The organism is Chromatiales bacterium, from assembly GCA_014323925.1.
Lineage (GTDB): Bacteria > Pseudomonadota > Gammaproteobacteria > Poriferisulfidales > Oxydemutatoraceae > SP5GCR1.
In genome coordinates this window covers 172,041-195,941 of the sequence record JACONC010000001.1, presented here as the reverse complement: position 1 = coordinate 195,941, position 23,901 = coordinate 172,041, and the positions used below count along the sequence as shown (strand labels likewise).

At 48.7% G+C, this 23,901-nt stretch carries 1 protein-coding gene; it reads right to left on the bottom strand.

The window, feature by feature from the left end; translation table 11 throughout:
• Positions 1 to 23,835 (bottom strand): cadherin-like beta sandwich domain-containing protein (locus tag GDA45_00805; protein ID MBC6413466.1); only part of this gene is annotated, 23,835 nt, incomplete at its 3' end.
• Positions 23,836 to 23,901 lie beyond the last annotated feature (66 nt).

The following is a 23,901-nucleotide window of genomic DNA, read 5'->3' as shown; positions in this document are numbered from 1 at the left end:
CTCATCATCTACTGTGATAGCTGCATTCTCATTAGTTGCCATTGGGGTCACAGTTAGCTGCTCAATATCATTAACAACCGATACTGTATAGCTCAGTGTTGTGCTACCAAAGGTCTCGTTTAATGTGCCTGGCGATACCACTAAATCACTCAAAGTCGCATCTGCACTTGGGTCACGGCTCACTGCTATCGTGTAGGTATTGGTCGTGCCGTCTTGGGCAGTCACCGTAATCGCAATCGTGGTCACTTCACCTTCAGCTAATTCAATGGCACTACTTGCGCTACCACTCACTACTGTCTCATCATCTACCGTGATAGCTGCATTCTCATTAGTCGCGGTCGGCATCACGGTGAGCTGCTCAATGTCATTAACAACCGATACTGTATAGCTCCGTGTTGTGCTATTAAAGGCCGGGTTTAGTCTGCCTGACGATACTGTCAATGTGCTTAAGGTTGCATCTGCACTTCCTTGACGGGTCACAACTATCGAGTAGGTTCTATTCGTTCTCCCGTCTTGGGCGGTCACTATAATCGTAATCGTGGTGACTTCACCTTCGGCTAAGCGAATGACACTACTTGCGCGACCACTCACTACTGCCTCATCATCTACTGTGATAGTTGCATTCTCATTAGTTGCCGTCGGCATCACGGTTAGCTCCCCAATGTTATTAACAACCGATACCGTATAGTTCAGTGTTGTGCTACCAAAGGTCTCGCTTAGTGTTCCTGGCGATACCATTAAATTACTCAAACTTGCATCGGCACTCGGGTCACGGCGCACTGCTATCGTATAGGTATTTATCGTGGTGTCTTGTGCGGTCACGACTATCGTTATTGTGGTGACTTCACCTTCGGCTAATGCAATGGCACTACTTGCGCTACCACTCACTACTACCTGACCATCTACCGTGATAGTTGCATTGGCATTATTTGCCGTTGGCGTCACGGTTATCGTTTGTGTCGAATTGACTACCGGCATACTATAAATCACCTCATCACTCCTAAAGGGTGGTGTTAATTGTCCTGACGACACCGTCAATGCATTTAAGGTCGCATCACTACTTGGTGCGCGAGATACGGCTATCGTATAGGTATTGGTCGTGCTGTCTTGGGCGGTCACCACTATCGTAACCGTGGTGACTTCACCTTCGGCTAATGCAACGGCACTACTTGTGCTACCACTCACTACTGCCTGACCCTCTACTGCGATAGTCGCATTAGGGTGAGTCACTGTTGGTACCACTCGCACTTGCGCTACTGTGTTCTCGACACGCGCTGTATAGGTCGTCGTGGTCGGCGCAAAAGTCTCATCCAGTGGAATAATCGTTGTTCCATCTGTTTGTGTTAGCACTAAATTACTCAAGCTCGCATCACTGCTCGGCGCTCGGGTCACTGCTATCGTATAGGTATTGGTCGTGCTGTCTTGGGCGGTCACTACTATCGTTATTGTGGTGACTTCACCTTCGGCTAAGCGAATGGCACTACTTGCGCTACCACTCACTATGGTCTCATCATCTACTGTGATAGTTGCATTGGCATTGTTTGCCGTCGGCGTCACTGTTAGACTCGCAACATCATTTACCACTGATGCCGTATAGGTTCTTGTCGTGCTATTAAAGGGTGGGCTTAGTCTGCCTTCCGATACCGTCAATGCATTTAAGGTCGCATCGGCACTAGGCGCTCGGCTCACTGCTATCGTATAGGTATTGGTCGTGGTGTCTTGGGCGGTCACGACTATCGTAATCGTGGTGACTTCACCTTCGGCTAATGCAATGGGTTCACTCGCATTGCCACTGTCTACCGTCTCATCATCTACTGTGATAGTTGCATTGGCATTATTTGCTGTCGGCATCACTCGCACTTGCGCTACTCTGTTCTCGACACGCACTGTATAGGTCGTCGTTGTCGGCGCAAAATCCTCAGCCAGTGGAACAATCGTTGTTCCATCTACTTGCGTTAGCACTAAATTACTTAAGCTCGCATCACTGCTTGGCGCACGGGTCACAGCCACTGTGTAAGTTTCTGTCGTTTCTCTGTCTTGCGCAGTGACCACAATCGTAATCGTTGTCACTCCACCTTCGGTTAAGCTAATGGCACCACTTGCGCTACCACTCACTACTGTCTCATCACCGATTGTGATAGTTGCATTGGCATTAGTTGCCGTTGGCGTCACGGTTATCGTTGCTGTCGCATTGACTACCGACACACTATAAATCACCTCATTACTGCTAAAGGGTGGTGTTAATTCTCCTTCCGACACCGCCAAATCACTCAAGCGCGCATCACTACTTGGCGCACGGGTCACAGCCACTGTGTAAGTCTCTGTCGTCTCTTGGTCTTGCGCAGTGACGACAATCGTAATCGTTGTGACTCCACCTTCGGTTAGCTCAATCGCTCCACTAGTCGCACCACTCGCTACTGTTTCACTACCTACTCGGATAGTCGCATTAGGGTGGTTCATGGTAGGTATCACTCGTACTTGCGCTATCGTGTTCGCTACCTGCGCGGTATAGGTCGTCGTTGTCGACGCAAAAGTCTCAGCCAGTGGAATAATCGTTGTCCCATCGGTTTGCGTTAGCACTAAATTACTCAAGCTCGCATCACTGCTCGGCGCGCGGCGCACATTCACTGTGTAGGTCTCAGTCGTAAGCCTATCCTCCGCAGTAACAACAATCGTAATCGTTGTCGCTCCACCTTCGGTTAGATCAATATTTCTACTGATCGCACTGCTAGCTACTGTATGGCCATTGACTCGGATAGTCGCACGAGGGTGGTTCACTGTGGGTATCACCCGCACTTGCGCTACCGTGTTTGCTACACGCGCAGTATAGGTCGTCGTGGTCGGCGCAAAATCCTCAGCCAGTGGAATCATCGTTGTGCCATCTGTTTGCGTTAGTACTAAATTACTTAAGCTCGCATCAGGACTTGCATCCTCTGCGACACGAATCAAAAGTATGCGATAAGTTATCTGCGCTATTTCATTTGGTGCCGTCACCACTATAGTTATCGTAGTGTTCTCACCGACTGCCTCTAGCGGCACAAATTCGGCAGTTGCCGAGTCACTCGCTACGGTCGCTGTAGTAAAGTTCTCAGCACTCACCGTAATCGTTGACAGCGCACCTTCGCTCGCCGTCGGCTTCACCTTCGCTTGCATTAATCTATTTGGCACAAATACTGTGTAGGTCGTCGTTGACTCTTCAAATATATCTATGACTGTCTCACTATCACTTATCACATATACCAGTTCCAAACCACTCAAGCTCGCATCACCACTCGCAGCGCGGATCACTGCTATTGCATAGGTTCTGGTCGTCTCACCGTTCTGCGCGGTGACGACAACCGTAATCGTGGTAACTTCGCCTGCCGTTAGCGGAATGTTACTACTCTGACCACCGCTCGCCACTGTTTCACTAGCCACTTGGATAGTCGCATTCGGGTGGTTCACTGTGGGTATCACGCGCACTTGCGCTATCGCGTGCTCGACACGCACTGTATAGGTCGTCGTGGTCGGCGCAAAAGTCTCATCCAGCTCAATGGGTGTGCCATCTGTTTGCGTTAGCACTAAATCACGCAAGGTCGCATCACTACTCAGCAGACGAGTCACAGCCACTGTATAAGTCTCTGTCGTCTGTCGGTTTTGTGCAGTGACGACAATCGTAATCGTGGTCACTTCGCCTTCGGTTAGATCAATCTCTCTACTCTGCTCACCGCTAGCCACCGTATCGTCACCTACTCGGATAGTCGCATTCCGGTTATTCACTGTGGGTGTCACTTGCACTTGCGCTATCGTGTTCTCGACACGCACTGTATAGGTTGTCGTGGTCGGCGCAAAAGTCTCATCTAGTTGTATGGGTGTGCCATCTGTTTGCGTTAGCACTAAATCACTCAAGGTCGCATCACTACTCAGCAAACGGGTCACAGCCACTGTGTAAACCTCTTCTGTCTCTGTGTCTTGTGAGGTGACGATAATCGTAATCGTTGTCACCTCGCCTTCGATGAGATCAAACTCTGCACTACGCTGACCGATAACAAAAGTATTAATACCCGCTATGATAATCGTCGCATTCGGGTGCGCTGTGGATATCACTTGCAGTTGCGCTATCGTGTTCTCGACACGCGCGGTATAGGTCGTCGTGGTCGGTGCAAAAGTCTGATCGAGTGGAATAATCGTTGTGCCATCTGCTTGTGTGAGCACTAAATCGCTTAAACTTGCATCACTACTCGGCGCACGGGTCACAAACACTGTGTAAGTCTCTGTCGTCTGTCGGTCTTGTGAATTAACAACAATCGTAATCGTTGTCACGCCGCCTTCGGTTAGATCAATCTCTCCACTACGCTCACCGCTGACCACCGTGCTACTATCGACTGTGATATTTGCATTGGGGTGTGCGGTTGGCATCACTTGCACTTGCGCTACGGTGTTCTCGACACGCACAGTATAGGTCGTCGTAGTCGGCGCAAAAGTCTCATCTAGTTGTATGGGTGTGCCATCTGTTTGCGTGACCACTAAATCACTCAAGTTCGCATCACTGCTCAGTGGACGGCTCACAGCTATCGTGTAGCGCTGCATTGCCCTGCCGTCTTGGGCAGTCACTACCACCGTAATCGTGGTAACTCCCCCTGCAGTTAGCGGAATGTCACTACTCTGACCACCACTCGCTACTGTTTCACTACCTACTGTGATATTTGCATTGGGGTGCGCGGTTGGCATCACTTGCAGTTGTGCTACGGTGTTGTCGACACGCGCGGTATAGGTCGTCGTGGTCGTCGCAAAATCCTCAGCCAGTGGAATAATCGTTGTTCCATCGCTTTGCGTGAGCACTAAATCGCTTAAGTTCGCATCACTACTTGGGGGACGAGCCACAGCCACTGTGTAAGTCTCTGTCGTCTCTTGGTCTTCTGCGGTGACGACAATCGTAATCGTGGTCACGCCACCTTCGGTTAGCATAATATCGCTACTCGGAGTACCACTGCTCTCTTCATTGCCATCCACTGTAACGGTCGCATTGGGACGGTTCACCGTCGGAACCACCCGCACTTGCGCTATCGGGTTCTCGACACGCGCGGTATAGGTCGTCGTGGTCGGCGCAAAAGTCTGATCCAGTTGTATTGGTGTGCCATCGGTTTGCGTTAGTTCCAAATCACTTAAACTCGCATCATTATTTGCCAGCACTACGGTCAGCGTGTAGTTCGTTGGCGCTCTTCCATCAGACACTTCTATCGTCATCATGGTGCGCGCAGCGGCGGTTGCAGGAACCTCCTGACTGATGGTAGCGGTGGACGATTGCTCTCCTATGCCATCACTACGAATGATAATAACACTATCCGTAGTAGCCGTTGCGTCGACCGTTATTGAAGTGACCCGACTACCCACCCCGACATCGTAGATCAATCTCTGCGGATTAAACTCAGGCATCAATAGACCGTTTAACACGGTGAGATTATCCAAAGGAATCGGATGTTGATTGGGCAATAAACTATCGCAGCTAGGTTGCCCAGCGACACCGCAAGCCGGGTTGGCAGGATCGGATCCTCTAGTATATTTGAGTGCCGGCAATTGAAATGCATTACCGAAATCCCAGTTTGCCGTGCTCCATTGACTGTATATGCCAGTTGCCGCAGTAGGCGACTGCAGTTGCTCAAGGGGCAGACCACTATTTTCTCCATTGACATTCCCCGACGCATAGCTGTTCGTTGCAGGAGCACTAAGACCTGAGCCGCCGAATAAACCGCCTACATTGCCATCCCCAGTCACATCACCAGTCGCATAGCTGTTTACTACACGACCTGCACCGCCGCCGACTAAACCGCCTACAAAATTAGCCCCCCCCTCCACAATACCTGTCGCATAGCTGTTCGTTATACTACCGCCATTTAAGCCGACTAAACCACCTACCCTATTATTCCCATCCACAGCCCCTGCCGCATAGCTGTTCGTTATACTACCCTCATCACTTGTGCCGACTAAACCGCCTACCTCTGAAGACCCACGCACAGCACCGGTCGCATGGCTGTTCGTAATGATTCCACCTGACTGGGAGCCAACTAAACCACCTACCTGCACCCCCTGCCCGCTCACATCACCGGTCGCATAGCTGTTCGTTATATTAGCCGCATTGCCGCCACCTATACTGCCATTGAAGCCGACTAAACCGCCTACCCTTTCATCCCCACGCACAGCACATGTCGCATAGCTGTTTGTAATACTACCACCAAAATTATGGCCGACTAAACCGCCTACATTATTACCAGTCCCAGTCACATCACCGGTCGCATAGCTGTTTGTTATACTCCCCTCCTTATTGTAGCCGACTAAACTGCCCACATCAGTCCTTCCTGTGATATCTACATCTAGCAGAGCCACATTAGTCATTATAAAACCGCTATCTGTCGCACCAAATAAACCTATCCTATCAGTAGGTCTATCTATCATTAAGTTAGATATCGTATGGTTGTTGCCGTCAAATACCGCTCTGAATGTGCTTATTGGTAGCCACCCTGCCGCCGTTGTCCATGCCGTATTGATGTCTTCACTGTCATAACTGCCAGCCTCGGCAAAATCTAAATTGCGCACCAACTCGTAGCCACGACAGACATTATCAGGACAACCTGTTGTTATCCGAGGTGCGGTGCTAGTTGCTCGATAGCCACTGCCGTTCAACTGATGGCGTATTGCATCCAATCCCTCTAGGCTACACAGTTCTATTAGACCATCACCATCTTTATCTATATCGATAGCCGCTGATACACCGTCGTCATCAGTATCGGATAGATACGGCAGACAGGGGGGTAATGGGACAACGGTCAACAGGTAGTCGATTGCCGTCCTTCCATCAGACACTTCTATCGTAATCAGGATGACACCCTCTGCGTTTAGAGGAACATCCTGACTGATGGTAGCCATAGCCGATTGCTCTGCTACACCATCACTACGAATGGTAATAACACTATCGGTAGTCGCCGTTGCTTGCAGCGTTATTGAATTGACCGACCCATCAATCGTCATATCATAGAATCGTCTCTGCGGATTAAACTCAGGTGTCAATAGACCATCGGACAGCGTGAGATTATCCAAAAGAATCGGAAATTGATTGGCCAATAGACTATCACAGCTAGGTTGCCCAGCGATACCACATGCCGGGTTGTCGGCATCAGGTCCGGTGGTATATTTCAGCGCCGGGAGTTGCGATTGATTACCGAAGTCCCAGTCTGCAGTATCCCATCCGCTATATATAGCCATAGTAGGTGACTGCAGCTCGGCAATGGTCTGCTGACTACTATTCGTTGTACTGCCATCATTATTTAAGCCAACTAAACCGCCGACATTCTCCCCATTCCCACGCACCGCACCAGTCGCATAGCTGTTCGTTATATTGCCATCAGATAACCAGCCGACTAAACTGCCTAGACGATTAGCAGTCCCAGTCCCAGTCACAGCACCGGTCGCATAGCTGTTGGTAATGGTACCATCTCTACTCCGGCCGACTAAACCGCCTACCCGTGTGTTTCCGATCACATCACCGGTCGCATAGCTGTTCGTTATACTGCCATCATCATTTAAGCCGACTAAACCACCTACCGTAGTATTCCCAGTCACCTCAACCGTCGCATAGCTGTTCGTTATACGACCACTACTGTTGCCGACTAAACCGCCTACATTAGCACCATTACCATGCACAGCACCGGTCGCATAGCTGTTCGTTATACTACCGCCATTTAAGCCGACTAAACTGCCTACATCACTCCCTCCGGTGTTATCGACATTGAGCAGACCGACATTCGTCATTCTAGAATTGTTAGCTGTGTCACCAAATAAACCTACCCTACTATCAGCAGGTCTATCGATCATTAAGTTAGATATCGTCTGTCCGTTACCTTCAAATATCGCATTGAATGACTGACTGTCATCGCCTATGGGTAGCCATCCAGGAGTCATCGTCCATGTCCTATTAATGCTTCTACTGTCATAGCTGCGCGCTTCTGCAAAGTCTAAACTGCGAACCAACTCGTAGCCTCGACAGCCATCGTCAGGACAACCGGTCGTTATCTGAGGTGCGGTCCGAGTTGCGCGATAGCCACGCCCGTCCAACTGATAGCGTATCGCATCCAATCCCTCTAAGCTACACAGTTCTATCAGACCATCACCATCTTTATCTACATCAATACCCGCTAACACACCGTCGTCATCGGTGTCTGCTATATCCTGCGTACAGGCCGGCAAATCTATTGACGCAACGGTCAACAGGTAGTCGGTTATTGTTCCTCGATTAGACACCTCTATCGTAATTAGGGTGACACCCTCTGCGTTTAGAGGAACATCTTGACGGATGGTCGCGGTGGTCGATTGCTCTCCTATGCCATCACTACGAATGGTAATCACACTGTCCATAATCGCGGTTGCTTGTAGTGTTATTGAATCGGCGGACCCATCAGGGTCGATACCATAGACTAATCTCTGCGGATTAAACGCAGATGTCAATAGACCATTGGACACCGTGAGATTATTCAACAGGCTCAGAAATTGATCGGGCAATAAACTACCGCAGCTAGGTTGCCGAGCGATACCACACGCTAGGTTGTCGGTATCAGGTCCGGTGGTATATTTCAGCGCCGGGGATTGCAATGGATTACTGAAGTCCCAGTTTGCAATATTCCATTCGCGATATATACCAGTTGTCGTAGTGGGCGACTGCAGTTGCTCAATGGTCCGACTAAGACTGTTCGTAATGGTACCACGGCTATTCTCACCGACTAAATCGCCTATATCAGTCCTCTGTCCTGACACATCACCGGTCGCATAGCTGTTCGTTATATTACCCGAATTGTTGCCAGCTATACTGCCATTGAAGCCGACTAAACCGCCTACCTGTGAAGCCCCACGCACAGTACCGGTCGCATAGCTGTTCGTTATATGACCCTCATTGCTGGTAAATACAGTGCCATTATAGCCGACTAAACCACCTACATTAGCACCATCACCACGCGCAGCACCGGTCGCATAGCTGTTCGTTATACTACCATTACTGAAGCCGACTAAACCGCCTACATTATCAGCATTACCACGCACAGCACCGGCCGCATAGCTGTTCGTTATACGACCAGAAGGACCATTGATACCGGCTAAACCGCCTACACTATTATCCTCCCCCGTCACAGCACTGGTCGCATAGCTGTTCGTTATACTACCACTATTTTCGCCGGCTAAACCGCCTATCCTACTACCAGTCGCAGTCACATCAACTATCGCATAGCTGTTCGTCATACGACCAGAAGGACCATTGATACCGACTAAACCGCCTACATCATTATTACCACGCACAGCCCCGGTTGCATAGCTGTTCGTTATACGGCCATCATTGCGGTTGACTAAACTGCCTACAAAACTTCCCCCGGTGATATCTACATTGAGCAAGCCCACATGAGTCATTGTGGAATTGTTAGCTGTTGCACCGAATAGACCTATCCTCGTATCAGCAGGTCTATTTATCATTAAGTTAGATATCGTATGGTCGTTGCCTTCAAATATAGCTCTGAAGGTGCCTATCGGCAGCCATCCTGCCCCCGTTGTCCATACGGTATTGATGTCTTCACTGTCATAGCTGTTAGCCTCGGCAAAATCTAAACTGCGCACCAGTTCGTAGCCACGACAGCCACCCTCAGGACAACCGGTCGTTACCAAGGTTGCGGTGCTAGTTGCGCGATAGCCAGTGCCGTCCAAGCGATGGCGTATCGCATCCAACCCCTCTAAGCTACACAGTTCTATCAGACCATCACCATCTTTATCTATATCGATACCCGCTAACACACCGTCGTTATCAGTATCTGCTATATCCTGAGTACAGGCGGGTAAATTGATTGGTATGGCGGTCAACCGGTATTTGGTTGTCGTTTCTCCATCAAACACCTCTATCGTAATCAGGGTGACACCCTCTGCGTTTAGCGGAACATCTTGACGGATGGTAACGGTGGTCGATTGCTCTCCTAATCTATCACTACGAATGGTAATAACACTATCCGTAGTCGCCGCTGCGTCGACCGTTATTGAATTGATGGCGGACCCATCAATCTCAATAATATCATAGGCTTGTCTCTGCGGATTAAACTCGGGTGTCAATATACCCTCGGACACCGTGAGATTATTTAAGAGACTCATAAATTGATTGGGCAATAAACTACCGCAACTAGGTTGCCCAGCGATACCACATGCCGGGTTGTCGCGATCAGGTCCTATGGTATATTTCAGCTTCGGGGTGCGCAACGGATTACTGAAATCCCAGTTTGCAGTATCCCATCCACTATATATATCAGTCGCGGTAGTGGACGACTGCAGTTCGCCAATGGACAGATAACGATTGTCCATAATGGTACCACGGTCATTCTCGCCGACTAAATCGCCTACACGATTACCAGTCCCAGTCACATCACCGGTCGCATAGCTGTTCGTTATACTGCCGGGATTTCCGCCAGATAAACTGCCATTGAAGCCGACTAAACCGCCTACACGATCAGTCCCATCGACATTACCGGTCGCATAGCTGTTCGTTATATTAGAGTTACTTGCGCCAACTGTACTGCCATTGAAGCCGACTAAACCGCCTACCTGTATGTTTCCCATCACCTGACCGGTCGCATAGCTGTTCGTTATATTAGGGTTATTTTCGTCAATTGCACTGCCATTGATGCCGACTAAACCGCCTACCCATTGATTGCCTGTCACATCACCAGTCGCATAACTGTTCGTTATACTATCCTGATTTTGGCCGGCTAAACCGCCTAAACCATTATTCCCATTGACATTACCGGTCGCATAGCTGTTCGTTATACTACCCTTCGCATTTTCGCCGACCAAACCGCCTACCTGTATGCTTCCCATCACCTCACCGGTCGCATAGCTGTTCGTTATACGACCAGCTATACTTTGGTCAGTTATACTGCCATTGACGCCGACTAAACCGCCTACCCACCTAATACTCTCAATCACATCACCTATCCCAATCACATCACCGGTCGCATAGCTGTTCGTTATAATCCCGGTATTTGCGCCGACTAAACCGCCTACCTGATCTGGCCCCCTCACCTCACCGGTTGAATGGCTATCCGTTATACTACTATCATTGGAGCCGACTAAACCGCCGGTCCAACTATCATTGCCAATCACATCAACCATCGCATAGCTGTTTGTTATACGACCAGCAGAATTATTTTCGCCAACTAAACCGCCTACACTATTACTAGTCCCAGTCACCTCACCCATCGCATAGCTGTTTGTAATACTACCACCATTATTTAAGCCGGTTAAACCGCCTACCCACCTACCTCCCATCACATTACCGGTCGCATAGCTGTCCGTTATATTAAAGTTATTTTCGCCGACTAAACCGCCTACAGCAGATGATCCCATCACACTCCCGGTCACATAGCTGTTCGTTATACTCCCGGTACTGTCGCCAACTAAACCACCGACAAAACTATTTCCTGTGTTATCTACATTGAGCAGCCCGACATTAGTCATACTAGAATTGTTAGCAGTCGCACCGAATAAACCTATCCTACTATCATCGGGTCTATCTATCATTAGGTTAGATATCGTATGGTCGTTGCCTTCAAATACCGCAGCGAATTGTTCAGTCCTAGTGCCGATCGGTAGCCATCCTGGTTCTGTTGTCCATGCCGTATTGATGCGTCCACTGTCATAACTGCCCGCTTGTTCAAAGTCTAAATTCTGAACCAACTCGTAGCCACGACAGCCACCATCCTCAGGACAACCGGTCGTTATCAGGGTTGCGGTGCTATTTGCTCGGTAGCCAGTGCCATCGAGCTGATTGCGTATCGCATCCAATCCCTCTAAGCTACACAGTTCTATCAGACCATCACCATCTTTATCTATATCGATAACCGCTGGTACACCGTCGTTATCCGTGTCTGCTAGCGCCTGCGTACAGGACGATAAATTGATTGGCATAGCGGTCAACCGGTAGTCGGTTGTCGTCCTTTCATCAGACACTTCTATCGTAATCAGGGTGACACCCTCTGCGTTTAGAGGAATATCTTGACGGATGGTAATGGTGGTCGATTGCGCTTCTATGTCATCACTACGAATGGTAATAACACTATCCGAAGTAGCCGTTGCTTGCAGCGTTATTGAATTGAGGGAGCCATCAAACTCGAGATCATAGGCTTTTCTCTGCGGATTAAACTCAGGCATCAATAGACCACTAGACACCGTGAGATTATCCAAAAGACTCAGAAATTGATCGGGCAATAAACTGTCGCAGCTAGGTTGCCCAGCGATACCACATGCCGGGTTGGCGGTATCAGGTCCTGTGGTATATTTCAGCTTCGGGGTGCGCAACGGATTACTGAAGTCCCAGTTTGCAGTATTCCATTCGCTATATATACCCGTTGGCGTAGTGGGCGACTGCAGTTCGTCGATCGACCGACGACTATTTATTCCATTCACATTACTCGCCGAATAGCTGTTCGTTATACTAGAACTAGGTGCGCTGCCGCCGACTAAACTGCCTACCTGATTACCTCCCATCACATCACCGGTCGCATAGCTGTTCGTTATACTACCCGTATGAGAGCCGACTAAACCGCCTACACGATCACCAGTCCCAGTCACATCACCGGTCGCATAGCCGTTCGTTATACTGCCAGGATTAAAGCCAACTAAACCGCCTACATTTAAATTCCCATCCACATCACTTGTCGCATAGCTGTTCGTTATAATACCTGTATTTTCGCCAACTAAACCGCCTACATTACTATTCCCACGCACAGCACCTCTCGCATAGCTGTTCGTTATATTAGAGTTACTTCCGCCAGTTATACTGCCATTGAAGCCGACTAAACCACCTACAGTATCACTCCCAGTCACATCACCGGTCGCATAGCTGTTCGTTATACTAACTGTGTTGTCACCAATGAAACTGCCATTGAAGCCGACTAAACCGCCTGTCCAATTATTATTCCCAGTCACATCAACCATCGCATAGCTGTGCGTTATACTCCCGGTATTTTCGCCGACCAAACCGCCTACACGATTACCAGTCCCAGCCACATCACCCATCGCATAGCTGTTCGTTATACTACCCCTATTGTCGCCGACTAAACTGCCGACCCAATTATTTCCTGCGATATCTACATTGAGCAGACCGACATTAGTCATTGTAGAATTGCTAGCTATCACACTGAATAGACCTATACTACCATCATCAGGTCTATTTATCATTAAGTTAGATATCGTATGGCTGTTGCCTTCAAATATCGCGCTGAAGGTGCCTATCGGCAGCCATCCTGTTGCCGTTGTCCAGGTCGTATCAATGCGCCCACTGTCATAACTGCCAACTTCTTCAAAGTCTAGACTCTGAACCAACTCGTAGCCACGACAGCCACCCTCAGGACAACCGGTCGTTATCAGGGTTGCGGTGCTATTTGCGCGATAGCCATGCCCGTCCAGCTGATGGCGTATCGCATCCAACCCCTCTAAACTACACAGTTCTATCAGACCATCACCATCTTTATCTATATCGATAGCCGCTAACACACCGTCGTTATCAGTATCTTCTAGTTCCCGAGTACAGGCGGGTAAATTGATTGGCATAGCGGTCAGCCGGTAGTCGGTTGTCGTCCTTTCATCAGACACTGCTATCGTAATCGGGGTGACACCCTCCGCGTTTAGAGGCACCTCTTGAAGGATGGTAACGGTGGTCGATTGCGCTTCTATGCGCTCACTACGAATGGTAATAACAATATCCGTAGTCGCCGTTGCTTGCAGCGTTATTGAATTGAGAAACCCATTAATCTCAATAATATCATAGACTTGTCTCTGCGAATTAAATTCGGGTGTCAATATACCATCGGACACCGTGAGGTTATCCAAAAGACTCAGAAATTGATCGGGCAATAAACTACCGCAGCTAGGTTGCCCAGCGACATCACATGCCGGGTTGTTGTCGGGATCAGGTCCTGTGGTATATTTCAGCGTCGGGGTGCGCGACGGATTACTGAAATCCCAGTCTGCAGTATCCCATCCACTATATATAGTTGCCGTAGTGGGCGACTGCAGTTCTCCAATGGACAGATAGCGACTGTTTGGTGTAATGGTACCCCCTCTATTCTCGCCGACTAAACCGTCTAGAGACCCAAGCCTCTGCCCATTCACATCACCCACCGCATAGCTATTCGTTATACTACCCGTATTTTGGCCGACTAAACCGCCTACATTCTCCTGCCCACTCACACTCCCTGTCGCATAGCTATTCATCATAATACCCGTATTTTGGCCGACTAAACCGCCTACACTATTATTCCCATCAACATCACCGGTCGCATAGCTGTTCGTTATAGTACCTGTATTTTGGCCGACTAAACCGCCTACCTCAATTATTCCACGCACATCACCGGTCGCATAGCTGTTCGTTATACTGCCAGAATCAAAGCTGATTCCGACTAAACCGCCTGTCCAAGTACTATCCCCAATCACATCAACCATCGCATAGCTGTTCGTTATATTCCCGGTATTTTCGCCGACTAAACCGCCTACCTCATTTGTTCCACGCACATCACCGGTCGCATAGCTATTCGTTATACTACCCCTATTGTCGCCGACTAAACTACCCACATCACTACCGCCGGTATTATCTACATTGAGCAGACCGACATTAGCCACTGTAGAATCGTTAGCTGTCGCACTGAATAAACCTACCCTCTCATCAGCAGGTCTATCTATCATTAAGTTAGATATCGTATAGCCGTTACCCTCAAATACCGCGCCGAAGGGCTGGCTACCAGTGCCTATCGGCAGCCATCCTGCACCCGTTGTCCATGCCGTATTGATGTCTTCACTGTCATAGCTGTCAGCCTCGGCAAAATCTAAACTGCGAACCAACTCGTAGCCACGACAGCCACCCTCAGGACAACCGGTCGTTATCAGGGTTGCGGTGCTATTTGCTCGATAGCCACGCCCGTCCAGCTGATGGCGTATCGCATCCAATCCCTCTAAGCTACACAGTTCTATCAGACCATCACCATCTTTATCTACATCTGTAGTCCTGGGTACACCGTCGTCATCGGTGTCTGCTAGGTCTAGAGTACAGAAGGGTAAATTGATTGGCAGTGCGGTCAACCGGTATTTGGTTGCCGTTCTTTCATCAGACACCTCTATCGTAATCAGGGTGACACCTTCTGCGTTTAGAGGCACATCTTGACGGATGGTAACGGTGGTCGATTGCGCTTCTATGCGATCACTACGAATGGTAATGACACTATCAGTAGCAGCCCTTGCTTGTAGCGTTATTGAATTGATTATCGACCCATCAATCTCAATAATATCATAGGCTTGTCTCTGCTGATTAAACTCAGGTGTCAATATACCGTGGGACACCGTGAGATTATCTAAAAGATTCAGAAATTGATCGGGCAATAAACTACCGCAGCTAGGTTGCCCAGCGCTACCACAGGCTGGGTTGTCGGTATCAGCTCCTGTGGCGTATTTCAGCGTCGGGGTGCGCAACTGAGTACCGAAATCCCAGTCTGTAGTATCCCATCCACTATATATAGTTGCCGTAGTGGGCGACTGCAGTTCTTCAATCGACAGATAAAGACTGTTTGTAGTACGATCACGACCATCATCGTTGCCGACTAAACCGTCTAGAGGCCTCTGCCCATTCACATCACCCACCGCATAGCTGTTCGTGATATTACTGAATACACTATTTAAGCCGACTAAGCTACCTACTTCTGTGCTTCCAGACACATTACCGGTCGCATAGCTGTTCGTTATACTACCACGCTGACTGTCGCTGATTAAACCGCCTACTCTGGAACCGCCGGTCACACTACCGGTCGCATAGCTGTTCGTTATACTACCAAACAGACTGTCGCCGACTAAACCGCCTACTCTGGAATCGCCGGTCACACCAGCGGTCGCATAGCTGTTCGTTATACTACCAGGATTAGAACCAACTAAACCGCCTACCTGTGTGTTTCCGACCACCTCACCGGTCGCATAGCTGTTCGTTATACTACCAGAACTAGAGCCGACTAAACTGCCGACAACATCATTTCCGGTGATATCTACATTGAGCAGACCGACATTAGTCATTGTAGAATTGTTAGCTATCGCAGCGAATAAACCTATGTTATCACCCGCAGGTCTATTTATCATCAAGTTAGATATCGTATGGCCGTTGCCTTCAAATACTGCTCTGAGGGGCTGGTCGCTAGTACCTATTGGTAGCCATCCGGTACCCATCGTCCACGCGGTATTCACGCGCCCACTGCCATAACTGCCCGCGTCATAGCTGTCAGCCTCGGCAAAATCTAAACTCCGAACCAACTCGTAGCCACGACAGCCACGCTCAGGACAACCTGTCGCTATCAGGGTTGCAGTGCTATTTGCTTGATAGCCACGCCCGTCCAAGCGATGGCGTATCGCATTCAATCCCTCTAGGCTACACAGTTCTATCAGACCATCACCATCTTTATCTATATCGATACCCGCTAACACACCGTCGTCATCAGTATCCGATAGATTCCGAGTGCAGGCGGGTAAATTTGTTGGCATAACGGTCAACCGGTATTCGGTTTCCGTTATTCCATCAGACACTTCTATCGTAATCAGGGTGACACCCTCTGCGTTTATAGGAACATCTTGACGGATGGTGAAGGTGGTCGATTGCGCTTCTATGTTATCACTACGAATGGTAATAACACTATCGGTAGTCGCCGTTGCTTGTAGCGTTATTGAATTGAGGGCGCCATCAACCTCAATAATATCATAGGCTTGTCTCTGCGGATTAAACTCAGGTGTGAATATACCAGGGGACACTGTGAGATTATCCAAAAGACTCATAAATTGATTGGGCAATAAACTACCGCAGCTAGGCTGCCCAGCGATACCACAGGTCGGGTTGTCGCGATCAGGTCCGGTGGTATATTTCAGCGTCGGGAGTTGCAACTGATTACCGAAATCCCAGTCTGTAGTATTCCATCGACTATATAATGTAGCAGTTGGCGTAGTGGGCGACTGCAGTTCGCCAATGGGCAGATAACTACTGTTTGTAGCGGTACCACCCCTACTATTCTCGCCGACTAAACCGTCTACAGGCCCAGGCCTCTGCCCATTCACATCACCTGCCGCATAGCTGTTCGTTATACTACCCGTATTTTGGCCGACTAAACTGCCTACCCGTACATTCCCACGCACATTACCGGTCGCATAGCTGTTCGTTATACTACTGATATTTTGGCCGACTAAACCGCCTACCCGTCCATTCCCACTCACAGCACTGGTCGCATAGCTGTTGGTTATAATACCTCTGCTATGCACACCGACTAAACCGCCTACTTGTATGTTTCCCATCACCTTACCGGTCGCATAGCTGTTCGTTATATTAGCGTTATTTCCGCTCATTAAACTGCCATTGAAGCCGACTAAACCGCCTACAGCAGATGATCCCATCACACTCCCGGTCGCATAGCTGTTCGTTATATTAGCGTTATTTCCAACAATTGGACTGCCATTGAAGCCGACTAAACCGCCTATCCGACTATCATTCCCAGTCACATCAACCATCGCATGGCTGTTCGTTATACTATTTGCATTTTCGCCGACTAAACCGCCTACCCGTGAATTCCCACTGACAGCACCGGTCGCATAGCTGTTCGTTATACTACCATCACTAAAACCGACTAAACCACCTACCTCATCCATTCCTCTCATATCAACCATCGCATAGCTGTTCGTTATACTTCCTCTATTTTCGCCGACTAAACCACCTACTCTATCACTCCCATCCACATCAATCATCGCATGGCTGTTCGTTATACTACCGTTCTCATTCAAGCCGACTAAACCACCGACCCTTCGAATCCCAGTCACAGCACCGGTCGCATAGCTGTTTGTAATACTCCCCCCCCTATTGTCGCCGACTAAACCGCCTACATCATTATTTCCTTTGTTATCTATATTTAACAGACCGATATTAGTAATTTTAGAATTAAAACTTATCCCAGCAAATAAACCTATCCTATCACTAGATCTATCTATCATCAGATTAGATATCGTCTGTCCGTTGCCTTCAAATATCGCATTGAATAGAAATGCCACATTGCCTATTGGTAGCCATCCGACTCCCGTCGTCCACGCTGTATTAATGCGCCCACTGTCATAACTGCCAGCGTCATAGCTGTCAGCCTCGGCAAAATCTAAACTCTGAACCAGCTCGTAGCCACGACAGCCGCCCTCAGGGCAACCGGTCGTTATCAGGGTTGCGGTGGTATTTGCTCGATAGCCAGTGCCGTCCAGCTGATGGCGTATCGCATCCAATCCTTCTAAGCTACACAGTTCTATCAGCCCATCACCATCTTTATCTATATCGATAACCGCTGGTACAGCGTCGTCATCAGTATCCGATAGATTCCGAGTGCAGGCCGGTAAATTGATTGGCATAACGGTGAACAGGTAGTCGGTTGCTGTTCTCCCATTAGACACTTCTAGCGTAATCAGGGTGACACCCTCTGCGTTTAGAGGAACATCTTGACGGATAGTGATGGTGGTCGATTGCGCTTCTATGTCACCACTACGAATGGTAATAACACTATCCGTAGTCGCCGTTGCGTCCAGCGTTATTGAATTGAGGGAACCATCAAACTCGAGATCATAGACTTTTCTCTGCGGATTAAACTCAGGCGTCAATAGACCATGGGATAGTGTGAGATTATCCAAAAGACTCAGCAATTGGTCGGGCAATAAACTGCCGCAGCTAGGTTGCCCAGCGATACCACAGGCCGGGTTTTCGGGAACAGGTCCTGCAGCATATTTCAGCGTCGGGGATAGCAACTGATTACCGAAATCCCAGTCTGTAGCATCCCATCCACTATATATATCAGTTGCGGTAGTGGACGACTGCAGTTCTCTAATGGAAAGATAACGACTGTTTGTAGCAGGACGACCACCATTGTCACCGACTAAACCGCCTACCGGCCTCTGCCCATTGACATCACCGCTCGCATGGCTGTTCGTAATATTACTCAATCCACCATTTAAGCCGACTAAGCTACCTACTGCTGTGCTTGCAGACACATTACCGGTCGCATAGCTGTCCGTTATATCACCACGCTGACTGTCGCCGACTAAACCGCCTACCTGTGTATCGCCGGTCACATCACCGGTCGCATAGCTGTTCGTTATATTACCTCCATTGAAGCCGATTAAACCGCCTATCTGTGTATCTCCGGTCACATCACTGGTCGCATAGCTGTTCGTTATACGACCAAAATTAAAGCCGACTAAACCGCCTACCTGCTGGGTATCTCCGGTCACATCACCGGTCGCATAGCTGTTCGTAATATTTCCTCTACTTTCGCCGACTAAGCTGCCTACCTGTTCCCTCCCTTCAATATCTACATTGAGCAGACCCACATTGGTCATTATAGAATTGTTAGCTATTTGACCGAATAAACCTATGTCATCGTCAGCAGGTCTATCTATCCTTAAGTTAGAGATCGTATGTCCGTTGCCTTCAAATACTGCGCTGAAGGGCTCATCGCCAGTGCCTATTGGTAGCCATCCTGCCTCGGTTGTCCAGGTCGTGTCAATGCGCGCACTGTCATAACTGCCGGCTTCGGCAAAGTCTAAACTGCGAACCAACTCGTAGCCACGACAGCGATTCTCAGGACAACCGGTCGTTATAATGTCCGTGTTGCTATCTGCTCGATAGCCAGTGCCGTCGAGCTGATAGCGTGTTGCATTGAGTCCCTCTAAGCTACACAGTTCTATTAGACCATCGCCATCTTTATCTATATCTACAGACGCTAACACACCGTCGTCATCAGTATCTGCTAGATCTTGAGTGCAGGCGGGTAAATCTATTGACATAGTGGTCAACATATAGTTCCCCATTGGTCTTCCATTTGTTTGAGAAACTTCGATCGTAATCAGGGTGACACCACTGTCGTTTAGAGGAATATCTTGACGGATGGTCGCGGTGGTCGATCGCTCTCCCATGCCATCATTACGAATGGTAATCACACTATCCATACTAGCCGTTGCTTGTAGCGTTATTGAATTGACGACCCCAGCAGAAACTTCCACATCATAGACTGGTCTGCGTGGATCAAACGCAGGCACCAATAGACCATTAGATACTGCGAGACTATCCAAAGTACTAGGCAGTTGATTAGACAATAAACTGCTACAGCTAGGTTGCCCAGCGATACCGCAGGCCGGGTTGTCAGGATCAGATCCGCGGCTATATTTCAGCGCCGGGTATTGCCACTGATTACCGAAATCCCAGTTTGCAGTACCCCATTGTTGATATATACCAGTTGCCGTGGTGGGCGATTGCAGTTGCGTCATGGTTCGCGGCATACTGTTCATAGTGCTGCCTGCTTCGGAACCGACTAAAATGCTTGGCTGTCCATTCGCCTCACCGCTCGCATAGCTGTTGATTATAGTATCCTGATTGATGCCGGCTAAACCGCCTACATTTTCATTACCGGTCACATCACCGGTTGCATAGTTGTTGGTTATACTACCACCACCAACATTGATGCCGACTAAACCGCCTAAATCACTATCCCCAGTCACCTCACCTCTCGCATAGCTGTTCGTTATACGACCACGATTTCTACCGACTAAACCACCTGCCTGACTGCCTCCAATTACCTCACCTCTCGCATAGCTGTTCGTTATATCAGCAGCACTATTTTCGCCGACTAAACCGCCTACATCTTCACTCCCATCCACAGCACCAGTCGCATGGCTGTTCGTAATTGAACCAAAATTAAAGCCGATTAAACCGCCTACATTTTCATTACCCGTCACCTCACCGCTCGCATAGCTGTTCGTTATATGACCACGCTGATTGCCGCCGATAAGCTGATTGTTGCCGACTAAACCGCCTACCCTATCACTCCCATCCACCTCACCGCTCGCATAGCTGTTCGTTATACTACCAACATTAAAGCCAGCTAAACCGCCTGCACTATCATCACTCCCATCCACATCACCAGTCGCATAGCTGTTCGTTATACTACCCCTATTTTCGCCGACTAGACCGCCTACATCATCACTCCCATCCACAGCACCGGTCGCATGGCTGTTCGTAATTGAACCAATATTAAAGCCGAGTAAACCGCCTATCTCTTCATTACCTGTCACCTCACCGCTCGCACGGCTGTCCGTTATACTCCCATCACTTTCGCCGACTAAACCACCTACCTGTATATCTCCCGCCACACCACCCGTCGCATAGCTGTTCGTTATACTTCCACCATCATTGTAGCCGATTAAACCGCCTACATTATCATCTCCCGTCACATCACCCGTTGCATAGCTGTTCGTTATACTTCCACCATCATTTATACCTGCACGATCATTGTAGCCGACTAAACCGCCTACATCTTCCTGTCCTAACACACCACTCCTCGCATGGCTGTTCGTTATACTTCCACCATCATTGGTGCCGACTAAACCGCCTACCTGTGTATCTCCCGCCACAGCACCCGTTGCATAGCTGTTGGTTATACTACCAAAACTAAAGCCGACTAAACCGCCCACACCATCACCTCCTGTGTTATCTACATCTAACATGCCAATATTAGTAATGATAGAATTGCTGCCTGCATCACTGAATAAACCTATACCATCAGCAGATCTTCTATCTATTGTTAAGTTGGATATCGTATGGCTGTTGCCTTCAAATCTCGCATTGAATCGCTGATCTTCAGTGCCTATCGGTAGCCATCCTACACCCATCGTCCACGCCGTATTAATGCGCCCACTGCGATAACTTTCAGCCTCTGCAAAGTCTAAACTCCGAACCAACTCATAGCCACGGCAACCCACCTCAGGGCAACCGGTCGTTATTGCGGTTGCGGTGCTATTTGCTTGATAACCACTCCCATCGAGCTGATAGCGCATCGCATCCAATCCCTCTAAATCACACAGTTCTATTAGACCATCACCATCTCTATCTATATCCATGAATATTGGCACACCGTCGTCATCAGTATCCAATATGTCCAGAGTACAAGCGGGTAAATTTGTTCGCCCAACGGTCACCATGTAGTTCGCCGGTTTTCTTCCTTCAAACACTTCAACCGTAATCAGGGTGTCATCGCTCGGGTTGAGATCAATATTTTGTCTGATAGTGCCTTTGCCGGTGGTCGCTTGCCCGCCTAAGCCATCACCGCGAATGGTAATCAAACCATCCGCCACCGTCGCTTGCAGTGTTATTGAATTGACGGACTCATCAACCACCACATCATAAGCCAATCTCTGCGGATCAAATTCAGGTATCAATAGCCCATTGGACACCTCGAGATTATCTAAAAGACTCAGCAATTGATTGGGCAATAAACTACCGCAGTTAGGTTGCCCGACACCACCGCAGGCTGGGTTTTCAAGATCGGCTCCGCTGGTATATCTGAGTGCTGGGAATTGCAATGCATTACCAAAGTCCCAGTCTGCAGTATTCCATTCGCTATATATACCAGTTGTCGTAGTAGGCATCTGTAATGCGTTAATGTCCCGGGCTTCACTGTCTGTAATACTACCAGAACTCTCGCCAACTAAGTCGCCTACATCATCCAGTCCAGTCACATCCCCGCTCGCATAGCTGTTCGTTATACTACCTGCATTTTCGCCGACTAAACGGCCTACACGATTACCAGTCCCAGTCACATCACCGGTCGCATAGCTGTTCGTTATACTACCTGCATTTTCGCCGACTAAACCGCCTACATTATCACGCCCAGTCGCAGCACCGGTCGCATAGCTGTTTGTAATACTAGCACTACTAGCAGTGCGGCCGACTAAACTGCCTACACTATCACCAGTCGCAGTCGCAACACCCGTCGCATAGCTGTTCGTTATACTACCAGTACCAGAACCGACTAAACCGCCTACACGATTACCAGTGCCAGTCACATCACCGGTCGCATAGCTGTTGGTAATGCTACCTTGATTGTTACCGACTAAACCGCCTGCATTAAGCTTTCCTGGCACAGTACTTGTCGCATAGCTGTTCGTTATACTACCTGAATGAAAGCCAACTAAGCCGCCTACATTATTCTCCCCACTCACAGCACCGGTCGCATAGCTGTTCGTTATACTACCACCATTGTTGCCGACTAAACCACCTACACGAGAATGCCCGGTGATATCTACATCTAACATGCCGATATTAGCCACTGTAGAATCGACGCTAGTTTCACCAAATAAACCGAAACTATCATTATTAGGTGTATCTATAGGTGTATCTATCATTAAGTTAGATAGGGTATGGCTGTTGCCTTCAAATACTGCATTGAATGGTTGATCGCTAGTGCCAATCGGCAACCACCCTACACCCGTCGTCCATGCCGTATTAACGCTGCCACCGTCATAACTGCTAGCCTCTGCAAAGTCTAAACTGCGAACCAACTCGTAGCCACGGCAGCCATCGTCAGGGCAACCGGTCGTTATTGCGGTTGCCGTGCTATTCGCTCGATAGCCCATACCATCGAGCTGATGGCGTATCGCATCCAATCCTTCTAAGCTACAAAGTTCTATCAGACCATCATTATCTTTGTCTATGTCGATCGCTGCTGACACACCGTCGTTATCGTTATCTGCTATGGCTTGCGCACAAGCGGGTAACGCAGACTGTTGCGCAACCGCCGGCTGCCATAACAGGGCAAGTATCAAAGTCGGGAGTAAAAAGGTACTAAAAAAGTTTAATCTTTTTTTAGTTGCTAGTTTATGACGGTAGTGATTTTGAGGAACGATTGCATGGTCATCTATCTGCACAAGCAGTTTGGGATGAAACTTATGATCGCCTTGCATAAAGAACCTCTTTCTTTATATTAGTTATCTATTGTTATTTCTTGAAAACTTTTCAAAAGCTCATAT